Genomic DNA, 15,097 nt, shown 5'->3' with positions numbered 1-15,097 from the left:
TAAGAAGAACCCCATTTGGCAGGCGCCGGATGGGGTTCGCTATGTCTGCCGGTAGGCTTAGTTCTGTGATTACAGCTTCAGACCGCGTCCTTGTCTGTCTCACCGGTGCGGATGCGGATCACCTGCTCCAGCGGGGTAACGAAGATCTTGCCGTCGCCGATCTTCCCGGTGTTGGCGACCTGGGTGATGGCGTCGATCACCTTCTCGGCCATGTCGTCGTCCACGGCAATCTCCACCTTCACCTTGGGCAGGAAGTCGACCACGTACTCGGCACCGCGGTAGAGCTCGGTGTGGCCCTTCTGGCGGCCGAAGCCCTTCACCTCGGTGACGGTGATGCCCTGCACACCGATCTCGGAGAGCGACTCGCGAACGTCGTCGAGCTTGAACGGCTTGATGATGGCGGTCACCAGTTTCATGGTCTGCTTCCTCATGGTCGGGCAGGATTCGTGGTATCGAACCCAAGATGGTACGGAATCGGGTTGGCCTCAAGCATACACCGCCCATGGCGGGAAGAAAAAAGGCTCCCCGCGGGGAGCCTTGGTCGTGGAAGGGAGGGGCGTTATTCGGTGCGCGGGCTGGGCGACGCTGAGGCGGTGTAGCCGGACTGCGGCCGGCCACCGCCGCCGCCATGGATCTTGGCGACGCTGAACTCGGGGTAGGCTTCCAGGCCGCACTCGGCGAGGTCGACACCCTCGTACTCTTCCTCCTCGCTGACGCGCACGCCCATGATGGCCTTGAGGATGAGCCACACGGCCAGGCTGGCCAGGAAGACCCAGGCGAAGATGCCGATGATGCCGATGAGCTGCGCTCCGAAGCTGGCGTCGCTGTTGGAGAGCGGCACGGCAAGCACACCCCAGATGCCGACCACACCGTGGGCGGAGATGGCACCCACCGGATCGTCGATCTTGAGCTTGTCGAGCATCACGATGGAGGCGACCACGAGGGCGCCGCCGAGGCCGCCGATCAGAGTGGCGCCCAGCGCCGAGGGCGCCAGCGGCTCGGCCGTGATCGAGACCAGACCGGCAATCGCACCGTTGAGGGCCATGGTCAGGTCGGCCTTGCGGAACCACAGTTTGGCCAGCACCAGGGCGAAGATCACCCCGCCGGCCGCGGCGGCGTTGGTGTTGACCAGTACCTGCGCCATGTTGTTGGCCGAGGCAACGTCAGAGAGTTTCAGTTCCGAGCCGCCGTTGAAGCCGAACCAGCCCATCCACAGGATGAAAGTGCCCAGCGTGGCCAGCGGCAGGTTGGCACCGGGGATGGCGTGGATGCTGCCATCCTTGCCGTACTTGCCCTTGCGCGGGCCGAGGACCAGTACGCCGGCGAGTGCGGCGGCCGCCCCGGCCATGTGCACGATGCCGGAGCCCGCATAGTCGGAGAAGCCGATCTCGGCGAGCCAGCCGCCGCCCCAGGTCCAGTAGCCGGACACCGGATAGATGACCCCGGTCATCACCACGGCGAAGGCCAGGAAGGCCCACAGCTTCATGCGCTCGGCCACGGCACCCGAGACGATGGACATGGCCGTCGCCACGAACACCACCTGGAAGAAGAAGTCGGAGCGCATGGAGTAGTAGGGGGCGTCGTCACCGCCGGCGGTCACCGCGTCCACGGTGTTCTCGCCGCCGAGCAGGAAGCCGAGGCTGGGCAACACGCCGCCGGCACTGCTCGAGTACATCAGGTAATAGCCCAGCAGCAGGTACATGGTACAGGCGATGGCGAACAGGGCGATGTTCTTGGTGAGGATCTCGGCGGTGTTCTTGGAGCGCACCAGGCCGGCCTCGAGCATCGAGAAGCCGGCGGCCATCCACATCACCAGGATGCCGCAGATCAGGAAATAGAAGGTATCGAGCGCGTAGCTCAGTTCGGCGAGTTCACTCATGGGACTCTCTCCTCGGCGTCGAATCGAAAGGGGTGGGCTTAGACGGCATCGGCGCCGCGCTCACCGGTACGAATACGGATGACGTCCTCGAGCGGGGTGACAAAGACCTTGCCGTCGCCGATCTTGCCGCTGTTGGCCGCGCTGCAGATGGCGTCGAGCACGCTTTCCAGGCGCGAGTCGTCGACGGCGACTTCCACCTTCACCTTGGGCAGGAAGTCGACCACGTACTCGGCGCCGCGGTAGAGCTCGGTGTGGCCCTTCTGGCGGCCGAAGCCCTTGACCTCGGTGACGGTGATGCCCTGGACGCCGTTGTCGGCCAGCGCCTCGCGGACGTCGTCGAGCTTGAACGGCTTGATGATGGCGGTGATCAGTTTCATCTCATCTCTCCGGCTGGCTGGGGGTGGCGTGCACCACCCGATAGGGTCATGTCCCGTTCATGCGGAGAGCGTGCCATTCGAAAAAGAATCGTTTAATATCAAAGAATTGGTATGGATTTGTGTCCCCTTGCCGGGATGTGGGCCAGGGGTGTCGGGGCGCCATGCACCATGCTGGTGCGGCATCGTGGTGCAGCTGACTCAGGATGGCGCGACTGCGGGGCATGCGTCGTCGCCTCGCCTTGCGTATCCTGTAGGGATTCCTTTCATCGGCGCCAGGAGAGAGCATCATGAGCCGTCAAGACCCCATTAGCCGGCTGGCCCAGCAGCTCGGCGAGCGCCTGCAGGGCGCTTCCCAAGGCCCGGAAGAGCTCCAGAAGGCCGCCCAGCAGGTGGTGCGCGGCGCCTTCGATCGCCTGGAACTGGTCTCCCGGGAAGACTTCGACATCCTCATGGACGTGCTGCAGCGCACCCGCAGTCGCGTCGAGGCGCTGGAGCAGCAGGTGGCCGCCCTCGAGGAAGTGGTGGCGGCGCAGCGCGAGATGCCGCCCTCCCTGCCCGGAGCGGCGGACGAGACGTCCTCCGCCAAGGACGACGGCAAGGCTCCCGAGGAGGACGCTGGCGCTGGCGAAACCGACCGCTGAGGCGATGGCGAGCCCTCGCCGTTTCCGGGTGCTAAGCTAGGCACCTGGCAAACCGACTGCGAGGGACCGCATGACGCTAGCGATTGTTGCCACCCGGGCCGGGCTCGGTCTGGAGGCGCCGGAGGTGCTCGTCGAGGTGCACCTGGCCAACGGCCTGCCCGGCATGACCCTGGTCGGCCTGCCCGAGGCCGCCGTCAAGGAGAGCCGCGAACGGGTGCGCAGCGCCCTGATCAACGCCGGCTTCGACTTCCCCAATACCCGCCGCATCGTGCTCAACCTGGCGCCCGCCGACCTGCCCAAGGTCGGCGGGCGCTTCGATTTGCCCATTGCCCTGGGCATCCTGGTGGCCTCCGGCCAGCTGCCGGCGGAGGCGCTCGCGGGGCTCGAGAGCGTTGGCGAGCTGGCGCTCGACGGCCGGCTGCGTCCGGTGAGTGGCGTGCTTCCGCTGGCGCTGGCCGCGCGCCAGGCGGGCCGGCAGCTGATCGTGCCGCGCGAGAATGCCGACGAGGCGGCGCTGGCCGGCGACCTGCCGGTGCTGCCCGCCGATCATCTGCTGGACGTGGTGGCGCACTTGCTGGGGCAGGCCCCCATCGCCACCCACCGCCTCGCGACCCCGCCCGCCGCCGAGCGGCAGGAGGGCGATCTGGCCGAGGTGCGCGGCCAGCACCAGGCGCGCCGCGCCCTGGAGATCGCCGCGGCGGGCTCGCACAATCTCTTGTTCGCGGGGCCGCCGGGGACGGGCAAGACCATGCTGGCGAGCCGCCTGCCGGGCATCCTGCCGCCGCTCACCGAGGAGGAGGCCCTGGAGGTGGCGGCGGTGCGCTCGGTGTGCGGCCTGCCGCTGGCCGAGCAGTGGGGACGTCGGCCGTTCCGCGCCCCGCACCACACGGCGAGCGCCGTGGCCCTCGTGGGCGGCGGCTCCTGGCCGCGCCCCGGCGAGATCTCCCTGGCCCACCACGGCGTGCTCTTCCTCGATGAGCTGCCGGAGTTCTCCCGCCAAGTGCTCGAGGTGATGCGCGAGCCCCTGGAGTCGGGGCAGATCCATATCGCCCGCGCCAGCCACGAACGGCGCTTTCCGGCGCGGTTTCAATTGGTAGCCGCCATGAACCCGTGCCCCTGCGGCCACCTGGGCGATCCGCGCCAGTCGTGCCAGTGCACGGCGGCCCAGATCCAGCGCTACCAGTCGCGCCTCTCGGGGCCGCTGCTCGACCGCATCGACCTGCAGGTGGAAGTGCCGGCGCTGCCCCCGGAGCAGCTCACCGCCCGCGAGCGCGGCGAGGACTCCGCCACGGTGCGCGCACGGGTGATGGCGGGGCGCGAGCGGCAGTACGCCCGCGGCGCGCTCAACGCCCACCTGGGCGGGCGCGAACTTGAAGCGGCCTGCGCCCTGTCCAGCGCCGATCGCGCCTGGCTCGCCGAGGTATTGGAGCGTCTCAAGCTCTCGGCGCGCGCCTATCATCGGGTGCTGCGGGTCGCCCTGACCCTGGCCGACCTGGCCGGCAAGTCGTGTCCGGAACGTGACGAGCTGATGGAGGCGATCGGCTATCGGCAGCTGGATCGGCAGCTGCGCCAAGGTTGAGAAGGGGAGGGCTCGCTGGGGCCTACAGGGCGGTGGCGTCGAAGGCACCCTCGAGTCGCGTCTGCCACACCGCCTCGCCGCCGCCGGGGCGCTGCAGCGTCAGGGTCAGGCGGTAGGGGAGCAGTTCACGGTCGGAAAGGGCCAGTCGCGGGCCGGTGGCCTCCAGGCGGCTCGCCAGGCGCCACTGGTGGGGGCCGGCCTCGCCGTCCATGCCGGACCGCCAGTCGATGACCTGGGGGCCGGGGGAAACCGCCAGCAGCGCGCGGGTCAGGCTTTCGCGCACGCGTTCGGCGCCGAGGCCCAGCGCAGCGTCCACTTCGGGGGCGGCAAGCAGCAGCACCTGCTGCTCGAAGGGTTGCAGGGCGTCGACCTCCCGCACCTGCTCGGCCGCGCGGTCGCCGAGCCCCAGCAGCGCCTGGCGCAGCGGAGCGGCGTGCTCGGCCGGTGCGGCGCAGCCGGCGAGCACCCACAGCGCCAGCAAGCCCACCAGCAGCGGCTTCAGCATGCGTGGGTCTCCGCTTCCAGGCGGGCGATGAAGTCGTCCAGGGTGGCGAACAGCGACTGGCGAATCGGCTCGGACTCATTGACCAGGTGGTGGCGCGCTTCAGGGTGGCGGTGGATGCGAGCGTTGGGGAACTTGCGCGCCAGCACCGAGAGGTTCCACTCCCAGTCCACGGTGAGGTCCTGCTCGCCTTGCAGGATCAGGGTGGGCACCTCGCAGGGCGGCATGGCCAGCAGCTGGGGCATCCAGCGGCGCATGGCACTGATCCAGTGCATCGACAAGCGGTCGGGCTGCAGCGGGTCACGCTCGCGCAGGAAGGTGGCGAAGTCGGCGTCGGTGGAGTTGGCGCGGAACTTACGCGGGATCGATCGCACGAAGGGCCCCACCAGCAGGTGCAGCCAGCTTGACTGGGCCCAGCCCCAGGGGCGCACCAGCGGGGCGAGCAGGGCCAGCCCCGACCAGTGGCCGCCGTCGGCGCGGGTCAGGGCATCGGTGGCGAGGATCGCCGCCCCGGTGCTCTGGCCGACGCCGAGCCAGGGCGGCGGGGCGAGGTCGCGCTCGCCGAGCTGGTGCTGCAGGGCGCGCAGGCAGTCGGCATAATCGCCGAAATCGTCGATGCAGGCGCGCCGCCCGCTGGAAAGGCCGTGTCCCGGCAGGTCCCACAGCACCACCCGCCAGCGGTGCTCGAGCAGGCGCTCGAGCAGGTGGCGGTAGAGCCCCAGGTGGTCGAAATAGCCGTGCACCACGAAGGCGGTGCCGACGGCCTGCGGCGGACTCCACACCTGGGTCCACAGGCGAAAGCGGGGCGTTTCCAGGTAGCCGACGTGCAGCCCCACGCGCTCGTTGAGCAGCGCCCCCAGCCCGTAGTGGTCGAAGTAGCGGGCGAGATGGTCGCCGAGGGGGTGCGCCGCGCCGTCGAAGAGGGCGATGGGCCCGTGGGCCCGCAGCGGGGAAAAATCGGTCATCGCGGCCTCCGGCGGGGTGGGCTGGGCGTCGCGGCGGGCGGGGCTACCCGGGCGGGCCGAGCGGGCAGTTTACACGGCACCGGTGTCTCCTTTCGAGCGCGCCAACGCGGCTGGGGTTCGTGATGGAAACTCCCTCCCTTTCTCTCCACCCTATGTCTAGTGTCCGGCGGTAGACTTCGGGTTTACATATGGAACGGTTTTCCACAAAATTGTCGCCATAGCCCGGTCCGACCCCATCATCCGGCGAGCGAGCCCCGCGCTCGCCGCCGTGCACGAGGAGACTTCCCATGTCCCAACGCGTGACCCGCCACCGCCTGCAAGTGGCTGCCGAGCTGGATCGTTTCATCAACGAGCGGGCGCTGCCCGGCACCGGCGTCGACCCCGATGCCTTCTGGGCCGGCGTGGATGCCCTCTTTCACGATCTGACCCCGCAGAACCGCGAATTGCTCGCCGAGCGCGACCGGCTCCAGGAGCAGCTGGACAGCTGGCACCGCGAGAACCCCGGCCCGGTGCGCGACCTGGCCGCCTACCGCGCCTTCCTCGCGAAGATCGGCTACCTGGTCGAGGCGCCGGCCCAGGTTGAGGTCACCACCGCGGGCGTCGACCGCGAAGTCGCCGTACAGGCCGGCCCGCAGCTGGTGGTCCCGGTCAACAATGCCCGGTACGCGCTCAATGCCGGCAACGCGCGCTGGGGCAGCCTCTACGACGCCCTCTACGGCACCGACGTCATCGCCGAGGATGACGGCGCCGAGAAGACCGCCGACTACAACCCCAAGCGCGGCGAGAAGGTGGTCGCCTACGCCCGCGGCGTGCTCGACCGCGCCGCGCCGCTGGCCACCGGCTCGCATCGCGATGCCGTCAAGTATGTCCTGCGCGACGGCCACCTGGTGGTGACCCTCGAGGGCGGCCGCGAGACCGGTCTCAAGGAGCCGGGCAAGCTGGTCGGCTACCGGGGCGACGCCGCCAGTTCCGAGGCGATCCTGCTGGCCAACCACGACCTGCACCTGGAGATCCAGATCGATCCCGGCCATCCCATCGGCAAGACCGACCCGGCCGGCGTCAAGGACGTGGTGGTCGAGGCGGCGCTGACCGCCATCATGGACTGCGAGGACTCCGTGGCGGCGGTGGACGCCGAGGACAAGGTCGGCGTCTACGCCAACTGGCTGGGCCTGATGAAGGGCGATCTCAGCGAGGAGGTGGAGAAGGGCGGCAAGACCTTCACCCGCCGCCTGCACGCCGACCGCACCTACACCACCCCGGACGGCGGCAGCCTGACCCTGCCGGGCCGCTCGCTGATGTTCGTGCGCAACGTCGGCCATCTGATGACCACCCCGGCGGTGCTCGACGCCGAGGGCAACGAGCTGCCGGAAGGCATCCTCGACGGCGTGGTGACCGGCCTGCTCGCTCTGCACGACCTCAAGAAGGGCGACGGCGAGGCGCGCAACTCCCGCGAGGGCTCGGTCTACATCGTCAAGCCCAAGATGCACGGCCCCAAGGAGGTCGCCTTCTCCAACACGCTGTTCGGGCGCATCGAGGACATCCTGGGCATGGCCCGCGACACCCTCAAGATGGGCATCATGGACGAGGAGCGGCGCACCTCGGTCAACCTCAAGGCGTGCATTGCCGAGGCGGCCTCGCGGGTGGTGTTCATCAACACCGGCTTCCTCGACCGCACCGGCGACGAGATGCACACCGCCATGGAAGCGGGCGCCATGATTCGCAAGGGCGACATGAAGAACGCCGCCTGGATCGGCGCCTACGAGAAGAGCAACGTCCAGGTCGGCCTGGCCTGCGGCCTGCGCGGTCACGCCCAGATCGGCAAGGGCATGTGGGCCATGCCCGACCTGATGGCCGCCATGCTCGAGCAGAAGATCGGCCACCCCAAGGCCGGCGCCAACACCGCCTGGGTGCCCTCGCCCACCGCGGCCACCCTGCACGCCCTGCACTACCACCAGGTGGACGTCACCGAGGTGCAGCGCGAGTTGGAGGCCCAGGGCGACCCTGCCCTTCTCGAAGAGCTCCTGGACGACCTGCTCACCGTGCCGGTCGCCGAGACGCCCGAGTGGTCCGACGAGGCGATCCAGCAGGAGCTAGACAACAACTGCCAGGGCATCCTCGGCTACGTGGTGCGCTGGGTCGAGCATGGCGTGGGCTGCTCCAAGGTGCCGGACATCCACAACGTGGGCCTGATGGAGGACCGCGCCACCCTGCGCATCTCCAGCCAGCACATCGCCAACTGGCTGCACCACGGCGTGGTGGATGCCGCCCGGGTGCGCGAGACGCTCGAGCGCATGGCCAAGGTGGTCGACGAGCAGAACGCCGGCGACCCGGACTACACGCCGATGAGCGCGGACTACGAAGGCTCCAGCGCCTTCCAGGCGGCCAGCGACCTGATCTTCAAGGGCCGCGTGCAGCCCGCCGGCTACACCGAGCCGCTGCTGCACCACTGGCGCGCCGTGCACAAGGCCAAGCAGAACGGCTGAGGTATGATGGCAGGAGTACGGCAAGAGTGAATCCTGCTGTGGGAGGCCGCTTTAGCGGCGGCTCGACGCTTCGACGAAGCAGCGCGCAGCGCTGCCAGACAATGGGCGCCTGACGGCGCCTTCGCGCGGCAGAGCCGCCTTCCCACAGGCACTCCTTGCCAGCCAGAAGCCGTTCGCTGCGAAAGCTTTGCCTCGTGACGTGCCCCGGGTACCCGCCCGGGGCGCGTTGCGCTATGGTCAGACGTCAGGCACCGATAACCACAACCCACCGCCAGGAGTGCGCCGATGACCGTGATGACCGCCGCCGCCATCGAGGACTTTCTCGACGAGATATTTCCCCAGCGTACCGGCACCATCGAGGGTGTCGACGAGATGCGCGCCACCATGAGCCTGGCCATCGAGGACGAGCATCTGCGTCCCGGCGCCAGTGTCTCGGGGCCGACGCTGATGGGGCTGGCCGACGTCTGCCTCTACGTGGCGATCCTGGCGCAGATCGGTCCCGAGCCCATGGCGGTGACCAGCGACCTGCACTGCCGCTTCCTGCGCCGCCCGCGTGGCGATCGCGATATCCTCGCCAACGCGCGCATCCTCAAGCTGGGTCGCCGCCTGGCCGTGGGCGAGGTGCAGCTCTTCTCCGCCGGCGAGGAGGCGCCGGTGGCGCTGGTCACCGCCACCTATGTGCTGCCCGACCCGGAGTGAGCGGGCCGCGCCCGCCAGACGCAAATCAGCAGGGCCAGCCAGCCGGCGATCAAGGCGAGCCCGCCCAGCGGTGTGACCAGCCCCAGCCCGCCGCGACCGCCGGCCAGCGCCAGGCCATAGAGTGAGCCGGAGAAGAGCCCGATTCCCGCTGTCCAAAGAAATAGCACCAGGCGCTGCCCCGCCACGGGTGTGGCCGCGCGCCAGGCCAGCACGCCGAGCATTGCCAGGGTGTGCCATGCCTGGTAGCGCACGCCGGTGTCGAAGGCGGCGGCGAGGCGCGGGGCCAGCTGGCCCTCCAGGGCATGGGCGCCGAAGGCACCGGCGATCACGGTCAACGCCCCGGAGAGTGCTGCGAGGCTCCACCACAGTCGGTCGTGCATGTTCGCTCCTCGGTCGGTGTTGTCGCTACCGTACCCCGAGGGGCTGCGAGCGGCTACAATATGGCCCCGCGACATTGGTCAACGCAGAGAGGACGCCATGCAGATCCAGCTCAACGGCGAAGCCCGCGACCTGTCGGGCGAGCTCACGGTGGCGCAGCTGATCGACGAGCTGGGCCTGGCCGGCCGGCGCATCGCCGTGGAACGCAACGAGGAGATCGTGCCCCGAAGCGAGCATGCCGCGACGGCGCTCGCCGAGGGCGACCAGATCGAGATCGTCCACGCCATCGGCGGCGGTTGAGTGCCGCCCTTCCCGACACCCACAGAGGCTTCATCGATGACAGATTTCTTCCAGGACCAGCCGCTGCAGATCGCCGGTCAGTCATTCCGCTCGCGTCTGCTGGTGGGTACCGGCAAGTACCGGGACTTCGACGAGACGGCCGAGGCAGTAGCGGCCTCCGGAGCGGAGATCGTCACCTTCGCCGTGCGTCGCACCAATCTGGGGCAGGAGGCCGGGGAGCCGAACCTGCTCGAGGCGGTCCCGCCGGATCGCTTCACCCTGCTGCCCAACACCGCTGGCTGTTTCACGGCCAAGGATGCCGTGCGCACCTGCAAGCTCGCCCGCGAACTGCTCGACGGCCACAAGCTGGTCAAGCTCGAGGTGCTGGGCGATCCGTCCACCCTCTACCCCAATGTCGTCGAGACGCTCAGCGCGGCCGAGACGCTGATCGCCGACGGCTTCGACGTCATGGTCTACACCAGCGACGATCCCATCGTCGCCCGCGAGCTGGAACAGCTGGGCTGCTGCGCCATCATGCCGCTGGGCTCGCTGATCGGCTCCGGCCACGGCATCCAGAACCCGCACAACATCGGGCTGATCATCGAGCAGGCCGAGGTGCCGGTGCTGGTGGACGCCGGTATCGGTACCGCCTCCGACGCGGCCATGGCCATGGAGCTCGGCTGCGACGGCGTGCTGATGAACTCGGCGATCGCCCATGCCCGCCAGCCGGTGCTGATGGCCAGCGCCATGCGGAAGGCTGTCGAGGCGGGCCGCGAGGCCTTCCTGGCCGGGCGCATGCCGCGCCGCCAGAGCGCCGACCCGTCATCGCCCTTCGCCGGTCGCATCAACGGCTGATCCGTTTTCCCGAGCTTCGAGCCCACGCATGAACCAGTCGTCACACGACAGCCCCGTCTCGACCACCGGGCCGGAAGGCCCCGACGCTCCGCTGCACCGTCGCGGCATCAAGAGCTATGTACTGCGCGCCGGGCGCATGACCCAGGCGCAGACCCGCGGCCTCGAGGAAGTCTGGCCGCGCCTGGGCCTGACGCTGGCCGACGGTCGTCAGGACCTCGACGCCCTGTTCGGCCGCACCGCCCCGCGGGTGGTGGAGATCGGCTTCGGCATGGGCGCCTCGCTCATCGAGCAGGCCGAGCGCCATCCGGAGACCGACTTCCTCGGCATCGAGGTGCATGCGCCGGGCGTGGGCAAGCTGCTCGACGAGGCCGACAAGCGCGGCCTGACCAACCTGCGCGTCTACCGCGAGGATGCCCTGGCGGTGCTCGAACGCTGCCTGCCCGAGGCGAGCCTCGACAGCGTGCAGCTCTACTTTCCCGATCCCTGGCCCAAGAAGAAGCACCACAAGCGACGCATCGTCCAGCCCGCCTTCGTGGCGCTGATCCGCACCCGCCTCAAGCCCGGCGGCACCCTGCACCTGGCCACCGACTGGGAGCAGTACGCAGAGTGGATGGCCGAGGTCATGGAAGCCGCACCGGGCTTTGCCAACACGGCAACGGCCGAGACGGCGCCCTATGTGCCGCGCCCCGAGTTTCGCCCGCTCACCAAGTTCGAGGCGCGCGGCGAGAAGCTCGGCCACGGGGTGTGGGACCTGATCTACCGCCGCGTCGACTGACCCTCGGTCATTATCGCCCTTGCTGCTGACGGCCCGCCGATGCGGGCCGTCGCTTTATTCGGCCAACGGTGATGAATCTGGAAGAAGTGGGCTCACATGGTGCGGTGCGTTCTCAGCAAACAGTTTCTCAATGGCAAGCATTGACGGGTAGGAGGGCGGCTCTGCCGCGCGAAGGCGCCGCTAGGCGCCCTATCCTGGCAGCGCTTCGCGCTGCTTCGCCCGGCAGAGCCGGCCTCCCACGGAATGGCGTCGCTAGGGTGCGAAAAAACCAAAAAAAGCGCCCTCGGGGAGAGGGCGCAGGCAAGACCGTGACTAGCAATGAGGGGGGAGAAACCATGCGAGAAACGTGTCGCTTCCCGCCTGGGTGTGGCGCCTCATCAACGCCACGCTCTAAATGTAGTGTTTCTCATTTGCGACGTCAACACAAATGCGAATACTTTTTGTCTATCCGCCGGCCAGGCGCAGCCAGAGCGGCAGGGTGAGCATGGCCAGCAGCGTCTGGCCGGTGATCAGGGCCGCCATCAGTTCGCTGTCACCGCCCAGCTGCCGCGCCAGGATGTAAGCGGAGGTGGCCGTGGGCAGGGCGGCGAAGAGCAGGGCCACGTCACGGCTGACCGGGTCCAGGCCCGCCACGAGCGCGAGGCCCAGTACCATCGCCGGCAGCAGCACCAGCTTGACGAGGTGGGCGGCCCACACGCCGCGGTCGCGGCGCATCAGCGCTTGGGGACGCAGCGCCACGCCCACGGCCACCAGGCCCAGCGGCAGGGCGGCGCGGCTCAGCAGTTCTACCGTCGCGGCGCTCCAGCCGGGCAGGCCGATCCCGGAGAGATTCAGGGCGATGCCGGCCAGGCAGGCCAGTATCAGCGGGTTGCGCACCAGGGCCGCCAGGCTCTTGCCCAGGCTCGAGCTGCCCAGGGTGCCGGCGGCGACGAAGCAGGCCACGCACAGCACGTTGATCACCGGCACCATCAGCGCCACCGCCACTGCCGCCACGGTGGCGCCGGGCGGGCCGTGCAGCGCGGCGGCGCCGGCCACGCCCACGTAGGTATTGAAGCGGATCGCCCCCTGAAAGAGCGAGGTGAAGGTGGCCGCCTGGGGCGCGAGCCGGTGGCGCAGGACCCAGAGAGCGGCGGAGATGACCAGCAGCGTGCTCAGCAGTACCGCGGCCAGGCGTCCCACGGGAACCCGGGATACCTCGGCCGTGGCCAGGGTGGCCACCAGCATGGCCGGGAAGAGCAGGAAGTAGATCAACCGCTCCAGCTGCGACCAGAAGTCGCCGCTGGGTTGCTTGAGCCGGCCCAGCAGCGCGCCGAGCAGGATCAGCAGAAACAGCGGCCCGAGTGCTCCTGCCACCTCTGTCATCGCGACCTCCTTGTTCGCTGGTCTCGTGGATCTCGCCTGCGACAACCGCCCGCGCTCGGCGGTCGGGCAATGCTGGTAAGATTACCGGCTGACACCGATCATGGAAGTGCCGTTTTCGCCATCATGAGTCTACCCTCGTTGCCCTCCTCCCGTGACGCGGGGTTTCCCGCCCTGCGTCTGATGATGCTGGCCACGCTGATTGCGCTGGCCATGGCCCTGTGGTACCTGGTCTCGCACCAGCTGCGCAGCGACGCCGACGTCACCTGGTTCGCCGCCGAAGCCCCCTGCGACTTGCAAGAGGCGCCCTGTACGGCGACGCTGGGAAGTCAGGGAGAGTTGCAGTTTGCCATGGCGGCGCCTGACGGCATCGTTGCCCTGGCGCCGTTGCCGCTGACGGTGACGCTGGAAGGGGTGGACGCCAGCGCCGTGCGCGTGGACTTCGTCGGCCGCGACATGGATATGGGCCTGCATCGCTTCCCCCTCGAGCGGCAGCCGGACGGTCGCTTCCACGGCCAGGGGCAGGTGTCCCTCTGTACCGAGGACATCATGTCCTGGCAGGCTCGGGTCGTGGTGGAAACCCCTGACGGCCGCCTGGGCGGTCGATTCGATTTCACGGTGGAGCGAAGCACGCCATGACACGCAAGGCACTCTCGGCAGCGTTCGTACTGCTGGTCGCGACCCTGGCACTCGGCGCCTACGCCTGGTACCAGCAGCAGACCGGCCGTTCGGGCGAGGGCCCCGTGGGCGGCCCGGTGGAACTGCCCTCCACTCAGGGGCACTTCTCCCTCGAGCAGCTCGAGGCGGACCAGTTGGCGGTGCTCTTTTTCGGCTACACCCACTGTCCCGACGTCTGTCCCATGAACATGGCAGTGATGCGCCAGGTGCTGCAGGCGCTCGATGACGAGCAGCGCCGCCGGCTCGTGCCGGTGATGGTCTCGGTGGACCCGGAGCGCGATACCCTCGAGCACCTGGAGGAGTACGTGGGCTACTTCGGCGAGGCCTTCATCGGCGCCACCGGCAGCCCGGCGCAGCTCGAGGAGATCGCCGAGCGCTACGGGGTCGTCTGGCGCCGGGTGGAGGCACCGGACTCGGCGATGGGCTACACCGTCGACCACACCGCTTCGCTCTTCCTGGTCGACCGCCAGGGCGAGATTCAAAGGCGTGTGCTCTATTCGCCGACCCCCGGCCCCCTGCAGGCCGCGGTGGAGGAGGCACTGGGCGACGCCTGAGCCGCCCTCGCTCTTCGTGCTCTCTCACGCTGAGGCCGCTCTCACTCCTCGTCGGGCGAGTCGGTGAGGTGTGCGAGCATCGCCATCAGCGCCTGCACTTGGGTGCCGTCCCGGGTATCGTGGAGCGGGTGAAGCTGCCAGCTGCTTTCGGCAAAGCCCCACCAGTCCCAGCAGCCCTGGGGGTTGGCCAGGCTGCTTTCTGCCTGGGGGTAGAGCACCACGCGGTCGTTGGCCGCTGCCCAGGCGTTGAGCCCGGTGTGGCGCACGAAGGCTTCGCCGATCTGCTCGACGCCCATGCCGCAGCCGTGCAGTGCCAGGGTGAGGTCGCACCCGCCGCTCTCACAGCCCTCCGGCACGTAGATGTACCCGGCATCGGCCAATCCTTTGGCCTCGAAGTCGCTCTGGTCGAACACCCGCAGTTCGCCCGCTTCATCGGCCCCTGTCGCGGGCGGCGTGAGCTCGCCGTGTAGCCAGGTCAGCGCCTCCCCGACAACGTCGCTGTCGCAGGCCAGCAGGTGGGTGCCGCCGCCCAGACGGCAGTCGGCCAGCTGGTGAGGGGGGATATCGCGGTCGCGAGTGCGTACCGGCCAGCCGTGGCCGACGTCGGGGGCAACCTGCACTCGCAGCTGCGCGTCGGGGTCGGCCAGCCAGTCGCCGAGCTGCGTGGCCAGGGCCTCGCCGAGGGTGGGGTCGACCACCTTGTCATCGCTGCCGTGCCAGACGAAGGCGCGCAGGTCGGCGAAGGCCGCGTCGCTGCCGACCTGGTCGCGTGACTGATAGTCGCGGCGGTGGTGCGCCAGGGCGTCGAGGTTCGGCGGGCCACGGCGGGTCGTCATGCACTGGCCCAGCGCCTGCCCCAGACTGCCCTGGGCGCAGCTCCAGGGGCCGGCGGCCAGCACGCCGACGCCGGTAAAGCGCTCGGGCCAGGCCACCGCCAGCTGCAGGGCCATGTGGCCGCCGGAGGAGACGCCGATCACGCTGACGGCCTCATCGTCCAGGGCCAGGTGGGGCAGCTCGGCGGGGCGCTCCTCGGCCCAGGCGCCGGCGCTCGCCAGCAGGGCGGTGGCGAGCAGAATCGGGTTTCGCATCGGCGG

At 69.2% G+C, this 15,097-nt stretch carries 17 protein-coding genes; 9 read left to right on the top strand and 8 right to left on the bottom strand.

Annotation, left to right across the window (positions count from 1 at the left end):
* Positions 1 to 77: 77 nt before the first annotated feature.
* From glnK to FEF15_RS11160, 3 genes are all read right to left on the bottom strand, one after another.
* On the bottom strand, positions 78 to 416 hold the full coding sequence (glnK, locus tag FEF15_RS11170; protein ID WP_163559243.1) for a P-II family nitrogen regulator: 339 nt from the start codon (positions 414 to 416) through the stop codon (positions 78 to 80).
* 143 nt (positions 417 to 559) lie between these two features.
* A complete protein-coding gene (locus tag FEF15_RS11165) occupies positions 560 to 1,879 on the bottom strand; it encodes an ammonium transporter (protein ID WP_163559242.1) in 1,320 nt (439 codons plus the stop codon).
* Between the two features lie 38 nt (positions 1,880 to 1,917).
* Positions 1,918 to 2,256, bottom strand: coding sequence for a P-II family nitrogen regulator (locus FEF15_RS11160; protein ID WP_163559241.1), 339 nt, complete (start codon positions 2,254 to 2,256; stop codon positions 1,918 to 1,920).
* Positions 2,257 to 2,543: 287 nt separating this feature from the next.
* Here FEF15_RS11160 and FEF15_RS11155 point away from each other — a divergent pair, with 287 nt between their 5' ends.
* Positions 2,544 to 2,897, top strand: a complete 354-nt coding sequence (locus FEF15_RS11155; RefSeq protein WP_163559240.1) for an accessory factor UbiK family protein — start codon at positions 2,544 to 2,546, stop codon at positions 2,895 to 2,897.
* Between the two features lie 70 nt (positions 2,898 to 2,967).
* Positions 2,968 to 4,476 (top strand): YifB family Mg chelatase-like AAA ATPase, encoded by a 1,509-nt coding sequence (locus FEF15_RS11150; RefSeq protein WP_163559239.1) that lies wholly within the window; start codon positions 2,968 to 2,970, stop codon positions 4,474 to 4,476.
* A gap of 22 nt (positions 4,477 to 4,498) precedes the next feature.
* On the opposite strand, the gene FEF15_RS11145 is transcribed toward FEF15_RS11150, so the two are convergent.
* Positions 4,499 to 4,981: a hypothetical protein gene (locus FEF15_RS11145; RefSeq protein ID WP_163559238.1), complete on the bottom strand. Its 483-nt coding sequence runs from the start codon at positions 4,979 to 4,981 to the stop codon at positions 4,499 to 4,501.
* Positions 4,975 to 5,943 (bottom strand): alpha/beta hydrolase, encoded by a 969-nt coding sequence (locus FEF15_RS11140; RefSeq protein WP_163559237.1) that lies wholly within the window; start codon positions 5,941 to 5,943, stop codon positions 4,975 to 4,977. The genes FEF15_RS11145 and FEF15_RS11140 overlap by 7 nt, the downstream gene beginning before the upstream one ends.
* A 287-nt stretch (positions 5,944 to 6,230) precedes the next feature.
* Between FEF15_RS11140 and FEF15_RS11135 the strand changes: the two genes are divergently transcribed.
* Together FEF15_RS11135 and FEF15_RS11130 are read left to right on the top strand one after the other, a co-directional pair.
* On the top strand, positions 6,231 to 8,426 hold the full coding sequence (locus FEF15_RS11135) for a malate synthase G (protein ID WP_163559236.1): 2,196 nt from the start codon (positions 6,231 to 6,233) through the stop codon (positions 8,424 to 8,426).
* 285 nt (positions 8,427 to 8,711) lie between these two features.
* On the top strand, positions 8,712 to 9,125 hold the full coding sequence (locus FEF15_RS11130; RefSeq protein WP_163559235.1) for a PaaI family thioesterase: 414 nt from the start codon (positions 8,712 to 8,714) through the stop codon (positions 9,123 to 9,125).
* Here FEF15_RS11130 and FEF15_RS11125 read toward each other — a convergent pair.
* On the bottom strand, positions 9,101 to 9,505 hold the full coding sequence (locus tag FEF15_RS11125; protein ID WP_163559234.1) for a DUF423 domain-containing protein: 405 nt from the start codon (positions 9,503 to 9,505) through the stop codon (positions 9,101 to 9,103). The genes FEF15_RS11130 and FEF15_RS11125 overlap by 25 nt on opposite strands.
* Positions 9,506 to 9,602: 97 nt before the next feature.
* Between FEF15_RS11125 and thiS the strand changes: the two genes are divergently transcribed.
* The 3 genes from thiS to trmB are packed head-to-tail and all read left to right on the top strand — an operon-like array spanning position 9,603 to position 11,412.
* On the top strand, positions 9,603 to 9,803 hold the full coding sequence (thiS, locus tag FEF15_RS11120) for a sulfur carrier protein ThiS (RefSeq protein WP_163559233.1): 201 nt from the start codon (positions 9,603 to 9,605) through the stop codon (positions 9,801 to 9,803).
* A 36-nt stretch (positions 9,804 to 9,839) separates the two neighbouring features.
* The gene (locus FEF15_RS11115; RefSeq protein WP_163559232.1) at positions 9,840 to 10,637 is read left to right on the top strand and encodes a thiazole synthase; all 798 of its coding nucleotides are present in this window, start codon (positions 9,840 to 9,842) and stop codon (positions 10,635 to 10,637) included.
* A gap of 28 nt (positions 10,638 to 10,665) precedes the next feature.
* A complete protein-coding gene (trmB, locus tag FEF15_RS11110) occupies positions 10,666 to 11,412 on the top strand; it encodes a tRNA (guanosine(46)-N7)-methyltransferase TrmB (RefSeq protein ID WP_163559231.1) in 747 nt (248 codons plus the stop codon).
* 444 nt (positions 11,413 to 11,856) lie between these two features.
* Here trmB and FEF15_RS11105 read toward each other — a convergent pair whose 3' ends face one another.
* Positions 11,857 to 12,774 carry an AEC family transporter gene (locus FEF15_RS11105; RefSeq protein WP_163559230.1) on the bottom strand — a complete coding sequence of 306 codons (918 nt, stop codon included), beginning with the start codon at positions 12,772 to 12,774 and terminating at the stop codon, positions 11,857 to 11,859.
* A gap of 138 nt (positions 12,775 to 12,912) precedes the next feature.
* Between FEF15_RS11105 and FEF15_RS11100 the strand changes: the two genes are divergently transcribed.
* Positions 12,913 to 13,410, top strand: a complete 498-nt coding sequence (locus FEF15_RS11100; RefSeq protein ID WP_240454142.1) for a hypothetical protein — start codon at positions 12,913 to 12,915, stop codon at positions 13,408 to 13,410.
* Positions 13,407 to 14,003 carry an SCO family protein gene (locus tag FEF15_RS11095; protein ID WP_163559228.1) on the top strand — a complete coding sequence of 199 codons (597 nt, stop codon included), beginning with the start codon at positions 13,407 to 13,409 and terminating at the stop codon, positions 14,001 to 14,003. Before FEF15_RS11100 ends, FEF15_RS11095 begins: the two co-directional genes overlap by 4 nt.
* A 41-nt stretch (positions 14,004 to 14,044) precedes the next feature.
* On the opposite strand, the gene FEF15_RS11090 is transcribed toward FEF15_RS11095, so the two are convergent.
* Positions 14,045 to 15,091 carry a PHB depolymerase family esterase gene (locus tag FEF15_RS11090; RefSeq protein WP_163559227.1) on the bottom strand — a complete coding sequence of 349 codons (1,047 nt, stop codon included), beginning with the start codon at positions 15,089 to 15,091 and terminating at the stop codon, positions 14,045 to 14,047.
* Positions 15,092 to 15,097: the final 6 nt, after the last annotated feature.

Source organism: Halomonas sp. NO4 (assembly GCF_010994375.1).
Classification (GTDB): Bacteria; Pseudomonadota; Gammaproteobacteria; order Pseudomonadales; family Halomonadaceae; genus Halomonas.
The sequence above is the reverse complement of the archived record's forward strand: the minus strand, read 5'-3'. Positions and strand labels throughout refer to the sequence as shown.

Coding starts and splice junctions, on each gene's coding strand:
- glnK (WP_163559243.1), bottom strand. CDS start 416: ATGAAACTGGTGACCGCCATCATCAAGCCGTTCAAGCTCGACGACGTT.
- FEF15_RS11165 (WP_163559242.1), bottom strand. CDS start 1,879: ATGAGTGAACTCGCCGAACTGAGCTACGCGCTCGATACCTTCTATTTC.
- FEF15_RS11160 (WP_163559241.1), bottom strand. CDS start 2,256: ATGAAACTGATCACCGCCATCATCAAGCCGTTCAAGCTCGACGACGTC.
- FEF15_RS11155 (WP_163559240.1), top strand. CDS start 2,544: ATGAGCCGTCAAGACCCCATTAGCCGGCTGGCCCAGCAGCTCGGCGAG.
- FEF15_RS11150 (WP_163559239.1), top strand. CDS start 2,968: ATGACGCTAGCGATTGTTGCCACCCGGGCCGGGCTCGGTCTGGAGGCG.
- FEF15_RS11145 (WP_163559238.1), bottom strand. CDS start 4,981: ATGCTGAAGCCGCTGCTGGTGGGCTTGCTGGCGCTGTGGGTGCTCGCC.
- FEF15_RS11140 (WP_163559237.1), bottom strand. CDS start 5,943: ATGACCGATTTTTCCCCGCTGCGGGCCCACGGGCCCATCGCCCTCTTC.
- FEF15_RS11135 (WP_163559236.1), top strand. CDS start 6,231: ATGTCCCAACGCGTGACCCGCCACCGCCTGCAAGTGGCTGCCGAGCTG.
- FEF15_RS11130 (WP_163559235.1), top strand. CDS start 8,712: ATGACCGTGATGACCGCCGCCGCCATCGAGGACTTTCTCGACGAGATA.
- FEF15_RS11125 (WP_163559234.1), bottom strand. CDS start 9,505: ATGCACGACCGACTGTGGTGGAGCCTCGCAGCACTCTCCGGGGCGTTG.
- thiS (WP_163559233.1), top strand. CDS start 9,603: ATGCAGATCCAGCTCAACGGCGAAGCCCGCGACCTGTCGGGCGAGCTC.
- FEF15_RS11115 (WP_163559232.1), top strand. CDS start 9,840: ATGACAGATTTCTTCCAGGACCAGCCGCTGCAGATCGCCGGTCAGTCA.
- trmB (WP_163559231.1), top strand. CDS start 10,666: ATGAACCAGTCGTCACACGACAGCCCCGTCTCGACCACCGGGCCGGAA.
- FEF15_RS11105 (WP_163559230.1), bottom strand. CDS start 12,774: ATGACAGAGGTGGCAGGAGCACTCGGGCCGCTGTTTCTGCTGATCCTG.
- FEF15_RS11095 (WP_163559228.1), top strand. CDS start 13,407: ATGACACGCAAGGCACTCTCGGCAGCGTTCGTACTGCTGGTCGCGACC.
- FEF15_RS11090 (WP_163559227.1), bottom strand. CDS start 15,091: ATGCGAAACCCGATTCTGCTCGCCACCGCCCTGCTGGCGAGCGCCGGC.